16 protein-coding genes are annotated in these 18,692 nt (G+C 69.5%); 9 read left to right on the forward strand and 7 right to left on the reverse strand.

The annotated features are described in order from the left end of the window. The first annotated feature begins 79 nt into the window (after positions 1 to 79). On the forward strand, positions 80 to 1,285 hold the full coding sequence (locus AB0B14_RS12260; RefSeq protein ID WP_357078317.1) for an esterase-like activity of phytase family protein: 1,206 nt from the start codon (positions 80 to 82) through the stop codon (positions 1,283 to 1,285). Positions 1,286 to 1,393: 108 nt separating this feature from the next. On the opposite strand, the gene AB0B14_RS12265 is transcribed toward AB0B14_RS12260, so the two are convergent. The 4 genes from AB0B14_RS12265 to AB0B14_RS12280 form a co-directional block, all read right to left on the reverse strand. Further along, complete coding sequence (locus tag AB0B14_RS12265; protein WP_357078320.1) at positions 1,394 to 1,936, reverse strand: hypothetical protein; 543 nt, start codon at positions 1,934 to 1,936, stop codon at positions 1,394 to 1,396. A 182-nt stretch (positions 1,937 to 2,118) separates the two neighbouring features. After that, on the reverse strand, positions 2,119 to 2,880 hold the full coding sequence (locus tag AB0B14_RS12270) for an ABC transporter permease (protein WP_357078323.1): 762 nt from the start codon (positions 2,878 to 2,880) through the stop codon (positions 2,119 to 2,121). A gap of 409 nt (positions 2,881 to 3,289) precedes the next feature. After that, positions 3,290 to 4,324: a beta family protein gene (locus tag AB0B14_RS12275; RefSeq protein ID WP_357522447.1), complete on the reverse strand. Its 1,035-nt coding sequence runs from the start codon at positions 4,322 to 4,324 to the stop codon at positions 3,290 to 3,292. A gap of 178 nt (positions 4,325 to 4,502) precedes the next feature. Then, a complete protein-coding gene (locus tag AB0B14_RS12280; protein WP_357078329.1) occupies positions 4,503 to 5,735 on the reverse strand; it encodes an MFS transporter in 1,233 nt (410 codons plus the stop codon). A gap of 470 nt (positions 5,736 to 6,205) precedes the next feature. Here AB0B14_RS12280 and AB0B14_RS12285 point away from each other — a divergent pair, with 470 nt between their 5' ends. Continuing rightward, positions 6,206 to 7,540, forward strand: coding sequence for an amino acid permease (locus AB0B14_RS12285; protein WP_357522448.1), 1,335 nt, complete (start codon positions 6,206 to 6,208; stop codon positions 7,538 to 7,540). 121 nt (positions 7,541 to 7,661) lie between these two features. Here AB0B14_RS12285 and AB0B14_RS12290 read toward each other — a convergent pair whose 3' ends face one another. The 3 genes from AB0B14_RS12290 to AB0B14_RS12300 all read right to left on the reverse strand — a co-directional run bounded on the left by AB0B14_RS12290 (position 7,662) and on the right by AB0B14_RS12300 (position 9,911). Further along, a complete protein-coding gene (locus AB0B14_RS12290) occupies positions 7,662 to 8,483 on the reverse strand; it encodes an alpha/beta hydrolase (protein ID WP_357078335.1) in 822 nt (273 codons plus the stop codon). Between the two features lie 19 nt (positions 8,484 to 8,502). Continuing rightward, positions 8,503 to 9,072: a DJ-1/PfpI family protein gene (locus AB0B14_RS12295; RefSeq protein ID WP_357078339.1), complete on the reverse strand. Its 570-nt coding sequence runs from the start codon at positions 9,070 to 9,072 to the stop codon at positions 8,503 to 8,505. Positions 9,073 to 9,167: 95 nt separating this feature from the next. Next, on the reverse strand, positions 9,168 to 9,911 hold the full coding sequence (locus AB0B14_RS12300; protein WP_357522449.1) for a GntR family transcriptional regulator: 744 nt from the start codon (positions 9,909 to 9,911) through the stop codon (positions 9,168 to 9,170). 269 nt (positions 9,912 to 10,180) lie between these two features. Between AB0B14_RS12300 and AB0B14_RS12305 the strand changes: the two genes are divergently transcribed. The 7 genes from AB0B14_RS12305 (at position 10,181) to AB0B14_RS12335 (ending at position 18,585) form a co-directional block, all read left to right on the forward strand. After that, the gene (locus tag AB0B14_RS12305) at positions 10,181 to 11,614 is read left to right on the forward strand and encodes an extracellular solute-binding protein (protein WP_357078346.1); all 1,434 of its coding nucleotides are present in this window, start codon (positions 10,181 to 10,183) and stop codon (positions 11,612 to 11,614) included. After that, positions 11,611 to 12,558, forward strand: coding sequence for a sugar ABC transporter permease (locus AB0B14_RS12310; protein WP_357078349.1), 948 nt, complete (start codon positions 11,611 to 11,613; stop codon positions 12,556 to 12,558). Before AB0B14_RS12305 ends, AB0B14_RS12310 begins: the two co-directional genes overlap by 4 nt. Beyond that, entirely contained in the window at positions 12,558 to 13,469 is a 912-nt protein-coding gene (locus AB0B14_RS12315) for a carbohydrate ABC transporter permease (protein ID WP_357078352.1), read from the forward strand. The genes AB0B14_RS12310 and AB0B14_RS12315 overlap by 1 nt, the downstream gene beginning before the upstream one ends. Beyond that, on the forward strand, positions 13,469 to 14,536 hold the full coding sequence (locus AB0B14_RS12320) for an ATP-binding cassette domain-containing protein (RefSeq protein ID WP_357078355.1): 1,068 nt from the start codon (positions 13,469 to 13,471) through the stop codon (positions 14,534 to 14,536). The genes AB0B14_RS12315 and AB0B14_RS12320 overlap by 1 nt, the downstream gene beginning before the upstream one ends. Further along, a complete protein-coding gene (locus AB0B14_RS12325; protein ID WP_357078359.1) occupies positions 14,536 to 15,612 on the forward strand; it encodes an ABC transporter ATP-binding protein in 1,077 nt (358 codons plus the stop codon). The genes AB0B14_RS12320 and AB0B14_RS12325 overlap by 1 nt, the downstream gene beginning before the upstream one ends. A gap of 207 nt (positions 15,613 to 15,819) precedes the next feature. Then, on the forward strand, positions 15,820 to 17,280 hold the full coding sequence (locus AB0B14_RS12330; protein WP_357522450.1) for an NAD-dependent succinate-semialdehyde dehydrogenase: 1,461 nt from the start codon (positions 15,820 to 15,822) through the stop codon (positions 17,278 to 17,280). 87 nt (positions 17,281 to 17,367) lie between these two features. Beyond that, entirely contained in the window at positions 17,368 to 18,585 is a 1,218-nt protein-coding gene (locus AB0B14_RS12335) for an iron-containing alcohol dehydrogenase (RefSeq protein ID WP_357078364.1), read from the forward strand. The last annotated feature ends 107 nt before the right edge of the window (positions 18,586 to 18,692 follow it).

The raw sequence follows: 18,692 nt of genomic DNA on the forward strand, positions 1-18,692 counted from the left end.
GGTCAGTCCGAGTTCACCGCGTCTCCCTACCTTGCCATCGGATCACCCTGGTCCTTCGTTCCCGACGAGATGAGGATTGATGGCAGTAAGCAAGCGGGTCGGCCTGGGTGCTGCGGTGGCCGCGCTGATCCTGACGCTGCCGGGCGCCGCGTCCGCGGCCGAGCAGAGCACGCGGCACCGGGCCGAGCTGATCAAATTCGCCATGCTGCCGGCGGCGACATTCGTTCCCGGTAGCGAACCGGCCGGCTCGTCGCTGGGCACTGCCCCGATCAACGGCATCATCCCGCCGTTCGCCGACCAACCGGTCCAGGGGTTCAGCGGCGTCCTCCGCAACAGCGACGGCACCTTCGACGTGTTGTCCGACAACGGTTTCGGCAACAAGGCCAACAGTGCCGACTTCCTGCTGCGTGTCCAACGGGTCGCGCCCGGCTTCGCCAGCGGCACCGTCGACGTGGTCGGCGGCATCAACCTGACCGACCCGTACGGCAAGGTTCCGTTCGCTCTCACCCGCGCCGACCGGGTGCTCACCGGTGCCGACTTCGACGTCGAGTCGATCACTCGGACGGCCGACGGCACGTACTGGATCGGTGACGAGTTCGGTCCGTACCTGCTGCACTTCGACCGCGCGGGCCGCCTCCTGCAGGCGCCGGTGCAACTGCCGGGCGTGTTCGCTCCCGAGAACCCGACCCGCGGCACGACCCCGGCCAACCTGTCCAGCAGCAAGGGCTTCGAGGGCATGGCCCAGTCACCGGACGGCGGCACGCTCTATCCGCTGCTCGAGGGCACTGTCGCGGGCGACCCGGCGGGCACCCTCCGGCTCAACGAGTTCGACGTCCGGACCAACACCTACACCGGTCGGCGCTGGACCTACGCGCTCGACGCCGCCGACCACGCGATCGGTGACGCGATCATGGTCGACCGCGACCGCTTCCTGATCATCGAACGGGACAACGGCCAGGGTGCGACGGCGAAGGTGAAGAGGATCTACCTGGCCGACAAGCGCGACCGGGACCGGGACGGGCGCCTCGACAAGACGCTCGTCGCCGACCTGATGGACATCGCCAACCCCCGGCACGTCGGCGGGTTCGGCAGCACCTTCACGTTCCCGTTCCAGACCATCGAGGACGTGGTGATCCTCGACGACCGCACGATCGCCGTCCTCAACGACAACAACTTCCCGTCCTCCTCGGGCCGCACGGCCGGTCAGGCGGACAACAACGAGTTCATCGTGATCAAGTTGGACCGCGGCCTGGACGCCGACAAGCGCGTCCTGCGTCGCTACTGACCCGGACCCCCAGGGGGTGGGTGGCCTGTTCCGCCGCCCACCCCGCACCGGGACACCAGCCAGCGCATCCGCCGACAGGGGCCTCGGCGTGCGGCCCGGCCGGCCGGGTCACCTCCCCCGGGCGGGAGGCGTCACCCCACCGCAGGCGCCGATCGTGCGCGCGGCCGCGGCCTGGACCTGCGGGGACGGATCGGACAACGCCGCGGTGGCCGTGGCCAGCAGCGTCGGCACGATCTGCCGGCAGCCGAGTACGGCCCGGACATAGAGGGCGCCCTGCAGCCGCCCGTCCTCCCAGATCCCCTCCTCGTCGCCGTCGCGAAGTGCCTCGGCCAGAGCGGCGTCCACGTCGAAGTCCGGCTCGGGCAGGTCCCGGTCCGTGCTGCTGCCCGCCTCGGCCACCGCGGCCAGGAAGTTGAGCAGTTCGGCGCGCAGGTCGGGATCGGTCACCCGCGGGTCGACGAGCAGCGCGGCCACGTCGAGGGCGGCCGGCGGGGTCGCGGTCCACGGCGTTCCCTGGTGGACGATCGCCGACCGTAGGTGCTTGATCGCCCTCGCGCGGGCCGCCGGGTCGTCGCCGGCGAGCGCCGCCAGATGGCCGGGGGTGTCCCCGGCGAGGCCGTAGGCATGCAGCAGAGCGGCGTACTCGGTCACGCCTGGAAAATACCCGGCCGGCACCGCAACTGGCATCCGCGCACGCCGGTGAGCGGGAGTCTGGTCGGAGCCGCTCGGGCCGCCCCCTCCGGCGCGACACAGCGTCGTCGCCTGCTCGGCCGCCGTGTGTCGATGTCGCCGCGCGCCCGGTGCACACACCTGAGCGGCGAGTGGGGCGAAGGTCAGTGACCGGGCTGCGATCCGGCGGGCCGGAGACGGTCGCGGGCCACCAACTCGACGGTGAGGACGACGGCGACAGCCTCCACGGCAAGGAGCCCGACGAGCACCACCAACTGCGTCACCCCTGCGACGAGAGGGCTTCCTCCACCGAGCAGCACCCCGACGAAGGCGCCGGGCAGGGTCACCAGGCCCACCGTCCGGGTCTGGTCAAGCGCCGGGACCAACGCCTGTCCGGCCGCCGGACGGCACACCAGCAGCACCGCGTCGCGCGGCAGCAGGCCCAGGGCCAGGCCGGCCTGCACCTCACCACGCCGGCTGGTCAGCTCGTCAAGCGCACGACGACCCGCCAGCGACGTCGCGGTCATCGCCCCGCCGATCAGGATCCCCGCGACCGGGATGATCGCGATACCGCGCATCGGCACCAGGCCCGCCGACAGCAGCCCCGCCACCACCAGCATGCTGCCCGCGACAATCGGCGCACCCGCCCACCAGCCCCGGCCACCGCCGGTGACCCGCCGACCGGACGTGACCGTCGCCACCACGCACATCAGAACGACAAACGCGGCCGTGGCCCACAGCGACACCACGATGCCCACGATCAGCAGCGACACGGCACCCAGTTGGATCGCCGCACGGACGGCGGCGACCACGACCTGCCGACCGTGACCCAGCTTTCCGAGGGTCACGACCGCCGCCGCCACAAGGGTCAGGACAACCAGCGCGACACCGAGCTTCGGGCCGACCACGAGCATCGTCGAGGACATGCGACAAGTGTCCCTTCGGGCCCGGCCAGGGACGCACGCGCCGCCCACCCCAGCGGACCCGTTGGGCGATCGAGGAGTGCACTTGTTCTGTGCGCCCACGCCCACCTCATCGCCACCGAGGACGACGACGGCCGCATTTCTTGCACCTCGGCGAGGTCCGCGGACGCCCGGCCCCGGCGCGCTGGCGACCGGCCAACAACGCGATCAGCTCCTCGGTGCCGGAGGCATGAGCGGTGGTGCTGCATTCGCCAGAATTCGGCGTTGGCTGTCGGCACCTTGGTCGTCCTGGAACCCAGCGAGGACGCGGCCAACCTCAAGGTGGACCAGTCCCCCGGGCTGAGGTGATCATCGCCGCCACCACCCTTCCGTCTGCGACCACGCCGGAAGGTGCACCGTTGTTGGTGCGAGATCAGAATTTGGAGCGCAGGTCGCTGTATCCGGATCTGCCGAGTTGATCCATGACCTGCGCGAGGTGGTGCGAGGTTGTCCAGGCGCGCCAGTTCGCGGCGTTACCGGGCCCACCGACGCCATCGGCCCGCGTGGCGATCTCACGATCTCCCCAGGAAAAGCCTCGTCCTTGTGTAGGCCAATGGTCGGAGGTAACCAGTTCCTTGCACAGGTCGTACATCGGGTGCCTGTCGATCGCGCCTCGGGGCCAACGGTAGATCCACCACACCTCGTCATCGCTGTAGCGGAGACTGGGCATAGGCCGCCAAGTCGCTCCGCCCATCCCGGGATGGGCGATGCTGTAGTCCGCGTACTGGATGCCGAGGTCCTGCACACGTTGCCACAGCCGTAGGTCCCAGCGCCGCAGGGCTGTTGGTGTGTAGACCGGGAGTTGGGAGATGCTCTGCGGCATCGCACCTGCCGCGACCGTGACCGAACGCCAGGGGTAGCGCTGAGCACAGGACACGCATTTGCGGACGACCGGTTCGACCCTGGTCAGGTCGCGTTCGGATCGCACCTCGAAAACATCAAGGACCACGTGGCAATGCTCGATGTTCAGACCGATCTCGTTCCTAAGGCGTTCCAACGCCTCTTCGGCTTCCCCGTCGTCGGGGTCGCGGGTGTCACTGCCCAGCCGGAGAATCATCTGGCCGTTATGGAGGTCGGCCGCGTGTCGCACGTCCGCCAACCGTGCCGCGGTGTCGTACAGGTGGAGGACTGGCAGCATCGGGATCCCCCAGGCGGCGAGGTCTTCGGCGATGTCGCGCAATGGCCGACGCGCGCCGCCGGTTGGGTCGGTGAGATGCCGAACATCAACGGCGATCGTCAGATCGGCCGGCGCTGACTCGCGCACCTGGTTGGTGAATCGGTAGGCGTCCCTGATAGAGCCGTTGCCGCTCGGGACCACCTCAAAGATAGGCAACATGTGCCACACCAAAGCGGCGGGCAGTTGCGCGATCGCCCTGAACTCGCCTTCCCTGCCTTTGAGGATGGGCATGTACGTGACCATGAGTCCGCCCTTGCCAGTTTCATCCTGGGTCAGTCGCCTCCATCCATGGTCAACGATAGGTAGCAGGTTGACAACTCATCGTGACAAGTTGGCGGGCAGGCGGCGTGCTCGCGCGGGTGAGGTGATCGGATCACGGCATCACGTTTACGCGCTCCGATCTCGGGCATCAACCGACCGTCAGGTCGCGCATACCCTCGGGCCGGGTCGGCACGCGTGATGCCGAAGCGACGTCCCGATCCGCGCGACGCCAGAGGGCAATGGGCAGGGCGGCGAACAGGACGCTCGCAATCCCGAGCAGGCTGATGGCCGCACCGACGCCGAGCAGATCGGCGACCAGCCCGGCGAGGGCCGCGCCGAGTCCGTGCGCGGTGAGGTTCGTGGACGCCGCCAGGCCCAGCCCCCGGGCGCGCTGGCTGGCGGGGAGCAGTTCCGCGAACGCGGACACCGAGATGACGATGAGCACCGCCCACGCCGCACCGCTGAGACCGAAGACCAGCATGATCAGGTACGGGTCGTCCAGCGCGATGACGGCCAGCAGTGGCAGGCCGGGCGCCACGCACGCCATGGGGAACGCCCGCGGGTCATGTGCCACGACGGCGTACCTGGCGAAGAGGCCCAGGGCCACCACGGCGAACAGTCCGGCCGAGGCCATGAACAGGCCGACCCACCGCGGGCTGAGGCCCACCTCGGCCGCGAGCGCCACGGCCAGCGCCTCCGGGGCGATGAGGAACAGCGCCGAGAAGGTCATCAGGAAGATCGCGCGACGGGCCGGCGACCGCCAGATGAGGCCGAGCGTCGAGGTGATCGTCGTCGGCTCACCCGCTGTCGCGGCGGCCGGCCGACGCCTGACGAACAGCAGGATGACGATCGCCGACACGGCGAACGTGAGGCCGTCGACGACCAGGCAGATGGCCGGCGTGAAGGCAGTCGACAGGAAACCGCCGGAGGCGAACCCGGCCAGCGTCGCCCCCTGGTTCACCGACTGCCGCACGGCCATCCCGGCGCCGTACCGCTCGGGCGGCAGGATGTCGCGCAACAGCGCGAGGCGGGCGGCCTGGTAGGGGCCGCTCAGCAACGCCGACGTCGCCACCAGGCCGCACAGCAGCGGCAGCGGAGCACCGGGAATCGCCATGGCGAGGACGACCGCCGCCCGGATCCCGTCGATGACCACCAGAACCTCGCGGCGAGGCCGGCGGTCGGCCGTCGACGAGAGCAGGACGCCGCCCACCACGGTGGGCAGGTAGGTGAGCCCGTAGGTGAGCCCGCTGAGCCCGGCCGACCCAGTTCGTCCGAAGACCAGCAGGGCCAGTGCCACCCGGGCGAGCTGGTCACCGAGCACCGACAGCAGCTCGGTCACCGTGACGGCACGGAACTCCCGGTCCCGCAGCAGCGGCTTCATGGTGGCGTCCTTCCGGTCCCGACCCGACACCCCGGACGCTTCCATCGACCACTGCAGATTCACTGACGGCCAGGCGGGTGTCGCGTTCAGTGCCTGTCAAGTCGCCGACGGTTGACTCCGACTCAGTCGACGACGTCGAGGAGGTGGCCATGAAGAAGAAGTTCACGCCGTACTGGTGACCCGGAATGCAGCCGAGCCGGCCGGCGGAGTCTCCCTCCCGGAGACGCCGCCGACCGCGCTGCGGGCGGTCGAACGGGGGTTGACGACGACCGCGTTACCTTCGCACTCGTCCGGCGGGGCAAGGCTCGGGCGATGCGGGCTATCCTCGACGGCACCGATCCCGCCTGACGTCCTGCGTTATTTCCTTCGTTGTTCGGCCCCTACCAGCTTGTTTGCATGGTGGCATGGTCATGTCACCTTCTGTTGTCACGTCATCGCTCCATCGCGGCCTCACGTCGGGCCAGATCGGGATGCTCACGATCGGCGGGGTCATCGGCACCGGGCTGTTCCTCGGCTCCGGCCTCGCCGTCTCCATGGCCGGACCGACCGTGCTGCTCACCTTCGTCGTCGGTGGGCTTCTCGCGATCGCCCTCACCTACGCCGCCACCGAGATGGCGGTCGCCCATCCCGACCTGCACGGGTTCGGCGCGCTCGCCCACCGCTACCTCGGCCCCCTCGCCGGGTTCACCCAACGCTGGCTGTACTGGGGTGTGGTCGCGATCGGCGCCGGCACCGAGACCGTCGCGGTGGGAATCTACGTTCGGTACTGGTGGCCGCAGGTGCCGCTGTGGATACCGGTCACGCTCGCCGCCGCGGCGGTCATCACGGTCAACGTGTTCCCGGTGCGGGCCTTCGGCACGGTCGAGTACTGGTTCTCGTCCATCAAGGTCGCCGCGATCGTGGTGTTCCTCGTCCTCGGCGCTGTGCTCCTCACCGTCGGACTGCCCGACCGGCCGGCGACCGGCCTGTCGGCGGTCACCGACGCGCCGTCCTATCTGCCGCACGGACTCACCGGCCTCGTGGTCGCGCTGATCGTGGCGACCTTCAGCTTCGGCGGCACCGAGGCACTGGCGCTGACCGCCGCCGAATCGGCCGACCCGGGGCGCGACCTACCGCGCGCCGCGCGCGGGACGATTCTGCGCGTATGCCTGTACTACCTGCTCAGCATGGTGGTCATCGTATCGGTGTCGCAAGCCGTCGGCCGAGCGCCGGACGGCGCGCTGACCACGAGCCCGTTCGTGCTGGTCTTCGAGTGGACCGGGCTGCCGGCCGCCGCCGCGGTGATGAACTTCGTGGTGCTCACCGCCGCGCTGTCGGCCCTCAACACGGCCTTCTACGTCTCGACGCGCACGCTGCACTCGCTCGCGGTCGACGGCCAGGCGCCGGCCTGGGCAAGACGCGTCAACCGTCACGGCGTGCCGGTGAACGCGGTCGCCGCGTCGGCCATCGGGCTTCCCCTGGCGGTGACGGTGTCCCTCGTCTCGCCCGACGACGCGTTCGCGAAGCTGCTCGGCATCGCGTTGTTCGGCGTCGCCACGACCTGGGTGCTCATCTTCGCGACCCACGTGGCCTTCCGCCGCCGCCGGCGCACCGCCGGCGACGAGGCGCACCGGTCGCCGCTGTCGCTGCCCGGCGGTTGGCACACCAGTGCCGCGGCGGCGGTCGCGATGGCGCTGGTGGTCGTGAGCATGCTGTTCGTCGGGACGTTTCGGGTCGCGTGGACGGTCGGCGCGCCGACCGTGGCGGTGATCGTGGTGACGTACGCGTTGACCCGGACGGTACGGCGCCCACGCCCGCGACGGTAACCTGCGACGACATCGCCCTCTCCGGTCCGCAGCCGCGCCGCTTACCGGAGAGGGCGATGTCGTCGATCCAGTGGGCGTACTCGCCCGGCGTCGTGCCGCTCTGGGGAAGCTGCCGGTGTGTCTAGTGACCCCGGTCCCGGCCGAGGAAGCACGACAGCAGTTGCCTGAACTCGTGCGGGTGCTCGATCGCCGGCACGTGCCCGCAGCGGCCGAACACGTGCAGACGGACATCGGCCAGGTGGTCGAGCAGGGGCTGGGCTGCCGTCCCGAGCGGGGTGACCCGGTCCTCGGCGCCGTGGACGAGCAGCACTGGCGCGCGTACCGCTGCCAGCGTCTGCGCCGAGAGGGTGAGATCGTCGACCCAACGTGCCCTGGGCGGAGGGAACAACGACGCGTACGCCGCCTCCCCCGCTCGCATCGCGGCCGCACGGGCATCGACTGCCGAATCGGTCACGAGCGCCTGGTCGAGGACGAGGCGACTCAGCATGTCTCGTGCCCCGAGCGGGCCGGCGGGGGCGGCCCAGAGCGCGTCGAGATCGGCGGACAGCGGTGCCCCGGGGGCGCCCATCGTCGAGACCGCCACGACACGGGTGACCTGCTGAGGGCGCGCGGCCGCCAGCGCCAGCGCCACGGCACCGCCCATGGAGTGGCCCACCACGGCGTAGTGCTCGACGCCGAGAGCATCCATCAGGCCCGCGGCCTGCTCAGTCCACAGCCGCAGCCCACCCCTGGAGCCCGCCGGGACAGGTGTACGGCCGAACCCCGCCTGGTCAGGAGCCACCAGGTGCCAGGACGTGCCCAGTGCCTGCGCTGTCGTTGCCCAGGCACCGGACCCGGTCGTGCCGGGTCCGGAGCCGTGCAGCATCAGCACCGCGGGCCCGGCGCCGCCCTCGAGGACGTGGACAGGGGAGCCGTCGACCGTGACGGTCCGAAGTGCTGTCACCGGGGCAGGCCGGAAGCGCTCATGCCGATGCGGAGTTGACGGACTTCGCGAAGAGCTCCATCATCGCCCTGCCGAACTGCGGCATGTCGGGCCATCCCCGGCAGGAGACGAGGTTGCCGTCCACGACGTCGGGAGCGTCGATGACCGTCGCGCCCGCGTTCTCCATGTCACCGGTGATCGGCGGGAAGCAGGCCGTCTTTCGACCCTTGAGCAGGCCGTACACCGCGGGCACCTGCGCGCCGTGGCAGACCAGCGCGATGGGGAGGTTGCGCGCGAAGAAGTGCTCGGTGATGCGCCTGACGTCGGCGTCGACCCGGATCCACTCGGGAGCACGGCCCCCGGGGATGATGAGGGCGTCGTAGCGCTCGACGTCGACCTCGGCCCACGGCACGTCGACCGGCAGCTTCCGGCCGTTCTTCTCCACGTAGGCGTCGGAGTTGGGGTCGAACTCGTGGATGACCAGTTGCACGTCACGCAACGTCCGTGACGAGACGTCGACGTCCCAGCCGCCCTCCTGCACGCGATAGTAGGGATACATGGTGTCGAGCTCCTCGGCGGCGTCGCCGGTCAGGAGCAGTGCTCTGGGCACCTGCTTCTCCTCGCGTCCGGTGGTGGGTGAGGTGAGGTGAATCCAATCCGATCCGATCCGATCGATTGATAGCATTCCTCGGCCCAGCCCGCCCGTCAAGCCTCTACCGCCATTCCGTCCGCGGCCTTGACCTCGTCGAACAATCGTCGGAAACGCTCGCCGGATCGCAGGATGTGCCGACGCATCGCGTAGGCGGCGGCGTCGGGGTCACGCGCGGCGATCGCGGCCACCACCTCCTCGTGCTCGGCCATGGCCAGGTGGGTGACCTGGATGTCGTGGTGCAACCGGAAGAGGTGCACGTGACTGTGCAGGCGGGCGAGCGCTTCGCGGATGACCTGGTTCTCCGCGCTCAGGGCGACGAGATCGTGAAAGGCGGCGTCGCGTAGCCCGAAGGCGCCGTAGGCCGTGGGTCCGTTGCCCCCCTCCAGCTCCGCCATCTCCTCCAGCATTCGTCGCAGACCGGCCACCTGCGCGGAGGATGCGCGTTCGGCGGACCTCCGCGCCGCCGCCGGCTCGAGGAGCAGGCGAACCTCGAGCATGTCCTCGAATCGGTGCCGGGTGATTTGAGGGGGAATGCGGTAGCCGGCGTGGGGCACACGCACGACCAGGCCCTCGGCCTCCATCCGGTTCAGGGCGTCTCGGATGGGTGTCTGCGACACCCCCAGCTCGCGGGCCAGGACGTCGATCGTGACGCGCGAGCCAGGCTCGATCCGTAGCGACATCAGCTGTCCGAGCAGCGTGTCGTACACCTCGTCGGCAAGCCGGCCGCCAGCTCTTCCCGGCGGCGTTCCGCCCGGCACGGCCCTACGGCCCCGCGCGCTCATCGCTTCCTCGACCATCGTGACGTGAGGTCCTTTCGTGCGCCTTCGGGAACCTGTTGACATCAGTCACAACGCTGCGGGATGCTGACGCCCCCACGGGATCGTATAGGAAAAGTGCGGGATGCTCGCCATCCTGCACCATCGCGGAACCACCCCGCCAGCGCTCCACCTCGATCACCCGGAACTCCCCCGCGACAGCCCGGCAACACGCCTGAACAACCCAGCACCTGCTCGGCGAAGCACATAGCGAGGCTCTAGAAGTCCCCACTCAGAAAGCAGGCGAGAAGATGCGGCATCCGAAGCGCATAGGACGAATATCCGCTCCCGGGCGGAAGGTGCGGCTGGCGACGGCGGCCCTGCTGCTGGTGGCCACGACCGTGACGGCCTGCGGCGACGGCAAGGACGACGGTACGAAGGCGAGCGCCCCCAAGGCACCGGCGACCATCCCGGAACTCACCAAGGACCCGCTGACCCTCAGCTTCATCTGGTTCGACTGGCCGCCCGCCAAGGCACTGGAAGCCTTCGCGAACGCGGAGTACAAGAAGGAGCGGCCGAACGCGACCATCAAGGTCAACACCGTGCCGAACGCGAACTGGCACGATGCGATGTTCACCCAGTTCGCCGCGCGCAAGACCGACTTCGACATCGCGATCCTGGACTCGCAACACATCGGCGAGGCCGTGACGAACGGCAACATCCTCGACCTCACCGACTTCGTCAAGAAGAACATCGACGTCACGGCCTACAACCCGTACCTCCTGGCGGCCTACGGCCAGTACCCCCAGGCGGAGACCGGCAAGCGCGACGAGAACGCCAGCCTGTACGGACTGCCGCTGCTCGGCGACACCTGGACGATGATCTACCGCAAGGACCTGATCGGCGACAAGCCGCCGCAGACCTGGGACCAGATGATCTCCGCCGCCGAGAAGTGCCAGACGGAGAACCCCGGCGTCAGCGGACTGGCCTTCCACCAGGCCAACGGCTCCGACGCAGCGGCCGTCACCTACAACACGGTCAACGGCGTCTACGGCGGCAACCTCTGGGACCCCAAGGCGCGCAAGATCGAGGGCATCCTCAACGACACCGCGGGCCAGGAGGCGATGGACGTCCTGGTCAACAAGATGAAGCCGCTGACGGCCAAGGGCTCCGGCAACTGGTTCATCGACGAGGTGAACGCGGCGGTCGCCCAGGGCAAGGCCTGCATCGCGTTCAACTGGATCGCCGCGAGCGGCGGCCTGCTCGATCCGAAGGAGTCGACGCTCGGCACCACGCGGGAGCAGATTCTCGACAAGCTGGGCTTTGCCACCCTGCCGACCCAGAAGACGAACCTGGTCCCGCTCGGCGGTATGGGGATGCACGTGTCGGCCTACTCCTCCGCGGCGAACCAGGCCGAGGCCCTGAACTTCATGGAGTGGTTCGAGCGGGCCGACATCCAGAAGAAGTGGGCCGCGGCCGGTGGCGTGCCATCGCGTACGGACGCCCTGGAGTCGCCCGAGTTCCTCAACGCCGGGCCGTTCAACCAGGTGTACACCGACTCGGTGCCGCGGATGCGGGACATGTGGAACGTCCCCGAGTACGCGCGTCTCGTCAACATCGAGAACACCAACGTGAACGCGGCTCTCAATGGCGCGAAGAAGCCGAAGGAAGCGCTCGACGACATCGCCAAGGAGCAGCAGGGCGTGCTCGACACCGGCAACCGCAAGGGTGGCGGCGGACTGTGAGTGACTCCGTCCCTCTGACGACCGACCCCGGGCAGGTGGCGTCCGCGACGCCACCTGCACCGGGGCGGTCCCGCCGGCTGAGCGACCGCGGGCTCGCCGTGGCCTTCATCTCCCCCGCGCTGCTGCTGCTGCTCGCGATGTCGGTGTTCCCGTTGCTGTGGGCGTTGTACCTGTCGTTCACCGACTACTCGGCCACCCGCGGCGGGCCGGCCAACTTCGTCTGGTTCGGGAACTACACCGCCATCCTGACGTCGGCGCAGGTCCACACGAGGGCCCTGACGACGTTGATCTACGTGGTCGGCGCGGTCGGCCTGCAGACCGTGCTCGGTTTCGGCATCGCCTACCTGATCTCCCGGCGCACGCACGGGCGAGGAGTGCTGACCACGCTGTTCCTGGTTCCGATGATGCTGTCGCCGGTCGTGGTCGGGCTGTTCTGGCGGTTCATGCTCGACGCGCAGTTCGGCGTGGTCAACAGCATGCTCGGCTCGCTCGGGGTGGGGCAGGTGGAGTGGCTCACCCGGCAGCGAACGGCACTGATCTCCCTGATCGTGGTCGACACCTGGCAGTGGACGCCGTTCATCATGCTCATCGCACTCGCGGGTCTCACCGCGGTTCCCAAGTACCTGTACGAGGCCGCCTCGATCGACCGGGCGTCCGAGTGGTTCCGGTTCCGCACCATCACTCTTCCGCTGGTGTGGCCGCTGCTCCTCATCGCCGTGTTGTTCCGGGCCATCGAGGCCTTCCGGCTGTTCGACCTCGTCTACATCCTCACCAACGGAGGCCCGGGCGTCTCCACCGAGACGTTGTCGTTCCACATCTACAAGGTCGCTTTCCTGGGCTTCAACACCGGCACCGCCTCGGCGTACGGGATCCTCATGGTCCTCGTCGTCATCGTCCTCACGCAGCTCTACCTGCGCTACCTGAACAAGCTCAAGGAGGGCTGATGGCCGTCTCCGTCGACGAGGCCGTGGCCACAGGTCCGGCCCGGGATCACACGCCCCCGACGCGACGCCTGGGCGGCCGGGGCCGCTCGGTGCTGGAGATCGCGTTGCTGACCGTGCTGGCCGTCGTGATGCTCTTTCCGGTGCTGTGGATGATCGAGACGTCCATCAAGGAGAACCGGGACGTCTACGCCATCCCAGCCAAGTTCTTCGACTTCAGGGTCACCCTGGAGCACTACAAGGACGTGTTCGTCGCCCCCGGCGGCGGTCGCTCGGCCTTGTCCGTGGCGTTCCTCAACTCCGTCGTGGTCGCCGGGGTCTCCACGCTGCTGGCCACCCTGCTGGGAGTCCCGGCGGCCTGGGCCTACTCGCGCTTCGCGGTGAAGGCGAAGAAGGACCAACTCTTCTTCATCCTGTCCACCCGCTTCATGCCGCCCGTGGTCGTCGTGGTCCCGATCTTCCTCATGTACCGCCAGGTCGGGCTCATCGACAGCAAGCTCGGCCTGATCCTCATCTACGCCGCGTTCAACGTCCCGTTCACGATCTGGATGATGAAGGGGTTCGTCGACGAGGTGCCCGCCGAGTACGAGGATGCCGCCATGCTCGACGGCTACACCCGCTTGCAGGCGTTCCGGCTATTCACCCTTCCCCTGCTCGTGCCCGGCATCGCCGCGACGGCGGTCTTCGCCCTTATCTTCTCCTGGAACGAGTTCGTGTTCGCCACCTTCCTCACCTCCAGCGACGACGTCCGGACGGCCCCACCCGCCATCGCCGGCCTGATCGGCGGCACCACCACGGACTGGGGTCTGGTGGCCGCCGCCTCGGTGGTGTTCGCCCTGCCGGTGCTCGTCTTCGCCTACCTGGTTCGCAAGCACCTCATCGCCGGTGTGACGCTCGGGGCGGTGCGACGCTGATGGCGGGCATCGAGGTGACCGCGCTGCACAAGCGCTACCCGGACGGGACGGTCGCGGTAGAGCATGTGGACCTGTCCATCGGTGACGGCGAGCTGTTCGTCATGCTCGGCCCCTCGGGTTGCGGCAAGACGACCACGCTGCGGGCCATCGCCGGCCTGGAGAGGCAGACGACTGGCGACATCCGCATCGGCGACACGCTTGTCAACGACCTGCCGCCCGCCGAGCGGGACATCGCCATGGTGTTCCAGTTCTACGCTCTCTACCCGCACCTGAAGACCCGCGACAACCTGGCGTTCCCACTGCGCGCCGAGGGGCTGCCCAAGGCGGAGGTGCACAAGCGGGTCGAGGAGGCCGCCCGGCTGATGCGGCTTGGTCCACTCCTGGACCGGCGACCACGCCAGCTGTCCGGCGGGGAGCAGCAGCGCGTCGCGCTCGCTCGTGCCCTGGTGCGACGACCGCGCGCATTCCTCATGGACGAACCTCTCACCAATCTGGACGCGGAGCTGAGGGCGGACATGCGCACGGAGATCAAGCACCTGCAGGGGGAGCTGGGGGCGACGATGGTCTACGTCACCCACGACCAGGTCGAGGCGATGTCGCTCGGCCACCGGATCGCCATCCTCAACAAGGGCCGCGTCGAGCAGATCGGCACGCCACTGGAGGTCTACGACCGTCCGGCGAGCCTCTTCTGCGCCGCGTTCATCGGCTCCCCGCCGATGAACCTCATCGAGGTGGAGGTGGCCGACGGGGAGCTGCGCGGTCAGGGCGGCCTGGTCCTCACGCCACCGCCCGGCCTGCCCCGCGACCGTCGCCTGGTCGCGGGCGTCCGGCCGGAGGCGCTGGAGGTCACCGCACCGGGGGCGGAACGGTCGGTCCCGGCCCGCGTGGTCTCGGCGGAGTGGCTGGGCGACGAGATCATCTACGTGGTCGACCACAGCGGCCAGCGGGAGGTACGGGTTCGGATGCCACCGACCGTCCGTTTCGCCGCCGACGCGAAGGTCGGGCTGCGGCACACCGGTGGGACCCCGGCGGTCTACGACGTGCGCACGGAAGAGCTGGTGGCCTGATGGGAACCGTGGCAGTACAGGGGCTGTGCAAGTCCTTCGGTAAGGTCCAGGCCCTGGACGGGGTGACGCTGGACGTGCCGGACGGCTCGTTCTTCGTCGTGCTCGGGCCCTCCGGGGCAGGCAAGACGACGACCCTGCGAGCGATCGCCGGGCTGGACAAGCTCGACGCCGGGTCGGTGCATCTGGACGGCAGGGACGCGACAGGTGACACCCCGGCCGCACGCGACCTGGCCATGGTCTTCCAGAGCTACGCCCTCTATCCGCGACGCACGGTGTACGAGAACATCGCCTCGCCGCTGCGGGCACGCCGCTGTTCGTCGAGTGAGATCGCCGCCGCCGTCGAGCAGATGTCGAACCTGCTGCACATCGAACGTCTGCTGCAGCGTCGTCCCGCGCAGTTGTCGGGTGGTGAGATGCAGCGGGTCGCCCTGGCCCGGGCGCTGGTGCGTCGACCGCGCGCGTTTCTCATGGACGAGCCGCTGACGAACCTCGACCTCAAGCTCCGCGTCGAGATGCGTACCGAGCTCACCCGCATCCACCGCAGCCTCGGGGCGACCTTCGTCTACGTGACGAACGACCAGGTCGAGGCCCTGTCCATGGCCGACCAGGTCGCGGTCCTCAAGGAGGGGAAGGTGCAACAGGTCGGAACGCCGACCGAGGTGTACGAGCGTCCCGCCAACAAGTGGGTCGCCGGATTCGTCGGAAGCCCGCCGATCAGCCTGCTCGCCTGCCACGCCAAGGGAGATCGTCTGGTCGGTGCGCAGGGCTGGACCCTGCCGCGGCCCCGCTGGACCACGGCCGAGGACGGTCGTGCGCTTCTGCTGGGCGTGCGCGCGGAGGACCTGTCCGTCGAGCAGCGTGGGGACGCGTCGTTGTCAGGGGAGCTCTACGGGCTTGAGCCGCTCGGTGACCGCACGGTGGTCGACGTCCTCGTGGGGACGGAGATCCTCAAGGTCAAGGCACGACCCACAGTCACCGGTACGCCCGGCGAACGGCTGCACGTCACAGTCGACCTGGACCGTGCGCACCTGTTCGACGCGGGCACCGGGCTGTCGCTGTCCGAGGCTGGGCGCTAGGGCCTGTGTCAAAGCCCCTGGCCGGCCTGCGGCGGGCCCGGCGACATGCGCCAGCACGTGGCGGTCGAGCCTCGACGGACCGTCACCGGTGCGCACGACCTGACGACGCGGGGACGGCTGTGCTCCGACAGGGCGATCGGCGGCGCGGGGCGTCGCGATCGCTGAGGCACGCCGGACAGCACCAAGAAGATCACAGGAGGCGACGCAGTGAGTGACCCGATGAACGTCCTGCCCCCCGAGTACCGGCGGCTCCGGATCGGCGACGCCTGGCGCGACGCCGCGAGCGGAGCCACCTTTGCCGTCGAGGACCCGGCCACCGGCAAGACCATCGCCGAGGTGGCGGACGCCGGCGTCGTGGACGGCCTCGCCGCTCTGGACGTGGCGAGCAGGGCAATGGCGGAGTGGGCGGCGACACCGCCACGGAAACGGTCGGAGTTGTTGACCGCGACGTACCGGGCACTGACCGAGCGGTCCGAGGACGTCGCCCGGCTGATAACGCTCGAGATGGGCAAGCCGCTCGCCGAGGCTCGGGGCGAGGTGGCCTACGGCGCCGAGTTCTTCCGGTGGTTCGCCGAGGAGGCGGTACGCGTCGAGGGGCGCTACAGCACCGCTCCCACGGGTGGATATCGCATCCTCACCGTGCCGAAGCCGGTCGGACCGTGTGTCTTCGTGACGCCCTGGAACTTCCCGTTGGCCATGGGTGCCCGCAAGATCGCTCCTGCGCTGGCGGCGGGCTGCACGACGATCACCAAGCCAGCCGGCCAGACACCACTGACCATGCTGTTGCTGGCCCGCATCATGGAGGAGGTCGGCGTTCCCCCGGGCGTCGTCAACGTGGTGACCACCAAGCGTTCCGGTGAGGTGGTCTCCGCGCTGCTGGCCGACCGGCGGACCCGCAAGCTCTCGTTCACCGGGTCGACCGAGGTCGGGCGCGTGCTGCTGCGCCAGGCCGCCGACAACGTGCTGCGTACCTCCATGGAGCTGGGCGGCAACGCGGCCCTGATCGTGTGTGCGGACGCCGACCTGGACGTCGCGGTCGACGGTGCCATGGTGGCCAAGATGCGCAATATCGGGGAGTCCTGCATCGCGGCCAACCGGATCTACGTCGAGGAGCCGGTGCGCGAGGAGTTCACGGCGCGCTTCGTCGAGCGGATGGGTGCGCTCTCGGTGGGCCATGGTCTCGACGACGGCGTGCAGGTCGGGGCGTTGATCGACGAGGCCTCGGTCGCCAAGATCGACGAGCTGGTCGCCGACGCGGTCGAGCGCGGCGCCCGGGTCCTGGTGGGCGGCGAGCGACCGGACGGGCCGGGCCACTTCTACCGGCCCACGGTCCTCGTCGACGTGCCCGACGACGCGCGGATGCTGGCGGCGGAGATCTTCGGCCCGGTGGCGCCGATCATCTCGTTCACGTCCGACGAGGAGGTGCTGGCGAAGGCCAACGACACCGAGTTCGGCCTGGTCGGCTACGTCTTCACCCATGACCTGCAGCGCGCGCTGCGGTTCGCCGAGGGGCTGGACACCGGGATGGTCGGCATCAACCGTGGTCTGATCTCGGACCCGTCGGCTCCGTTCGGCGGCGTGAAGCAGTCCGGGATCGGCAAGGAGGGGTCGCACGAGGGCATCCTCGAATACCTCGACCTCACCTACGCGGCGATCGACCTACCGTGACCGGCCTGCTGCTCCGGGCGCCCGCCGAGGATCACCGCGCCCCGTGCGCCCCGCACATCGCCGCCGACGTTCCGGAGAGGCACCGACATGCTTGAGACCGTCCGCGGACCACGCCAACTGATCGTGGGCGAAGGGGTCGCGCAGAACATCCCGCGAGTGGTGGCCGAGAGTGGCTCGCGCGTCCTCATCGTGACCGACCAGGTTCTCTTGGGACAGCCGGGCGTGGCCGAGATCGTGGCCGCCGTGCGGGAGAAGGTCCAGGCCGTCGAGGTGTTCTCCGACGCGACGCCGGACGTGCCACTCGCCGATGTCACCCTGGCCGTCTCGGCAGCCGCCGAGGTGGACGCCGACGTGATCCTCGCCATCGGGGGTGGCACGGTGATCGACCTGGCCAAAATCGTCGGTGTCATCCGACGCCACGGTGGGACACCGCGCGACTTCTACGGCGAGTCGAAGGTGCCGGGGCCGACGATGCCTCTCGTCGCGGTCCCGACGACGTCCGGCACCGGCTCCGAGCTCACCCCCGTCTCGGTGTTGACCGACCCGGACCGCGAGCTGAAGGTGGGGGTCTCCAGCGTCCACATCGTGCCCGACTTCGCCATCGTCGACCCCGAACTCACCTACAGTTGCCCGGCGACCGTCACCGCCCACTCCGGCATCGACGCGTTCTGTCACGCGGTGGAGAGCTACACCGCGCGACCGCGGGCCCACGGACCGCGCGACCCGGTGGAGCAGGTGTTCCTCGGCCGCAACCCGATCACCGACCACTACGCGCTCCTGGCCGCGGAGCGGATCGCCCGTAGCCTGCGTCGGGCGGTCCGGGACGGCGGCGACACGGACGCGCGCGCGGACATGTCCTACGGGTCCATGCTCGCCGGGCTCGCGTTCTCCCACGCGGGCAACGCGGCCCCGCACGCTCTCCAGTACCCCATCGGCGCGGCCACGCACACGCCGCACGGCCTGGGCGTCGGGCTGCTCCTGCCCTACGCGCTGGACGCGGCCAGGGATGCCATCGCCGACCGGTTGGCCGTCCTCGCCGGGGTGTGCGGGCTCGACGTGGCCGACGCCTCGCACGCCGAGGCCGCGGACACGTTCCTCACCTGGCTCGACGGGCTCCTTGCCGACATCGGCATCCCTCCCACCCTGGCGGACATCGGCGTGGCACGCGCCGACCTCCCGCGCTTCGCGGAGATGGCCAGTGGCGTCACCCGCCTGATCCAGAACCATCCGGGCCCGACCGACACCGACAGCCTGACCGCGATCCTCGAAGCGGCCTGGGCCGGGGACCGGACCCGAAAGTCCTGACGTCGAGCAGGACTGACCGGACCGGCCGCGGTGGGTGCCCGCTCACCGCGGCCGACCCAGGGCTCGATCGACCATGTGAAGGCCGTGGTGTTGCGGACGGCCCATCC

The organism is Micromonospora sp. NPDC049171 (assembly GCF_040648275.1).
GTDB lineage: Bacteria > Actinomycetota > Actinomycetes > Mycobacteriales > Micromonosporaceae > Micromonospora.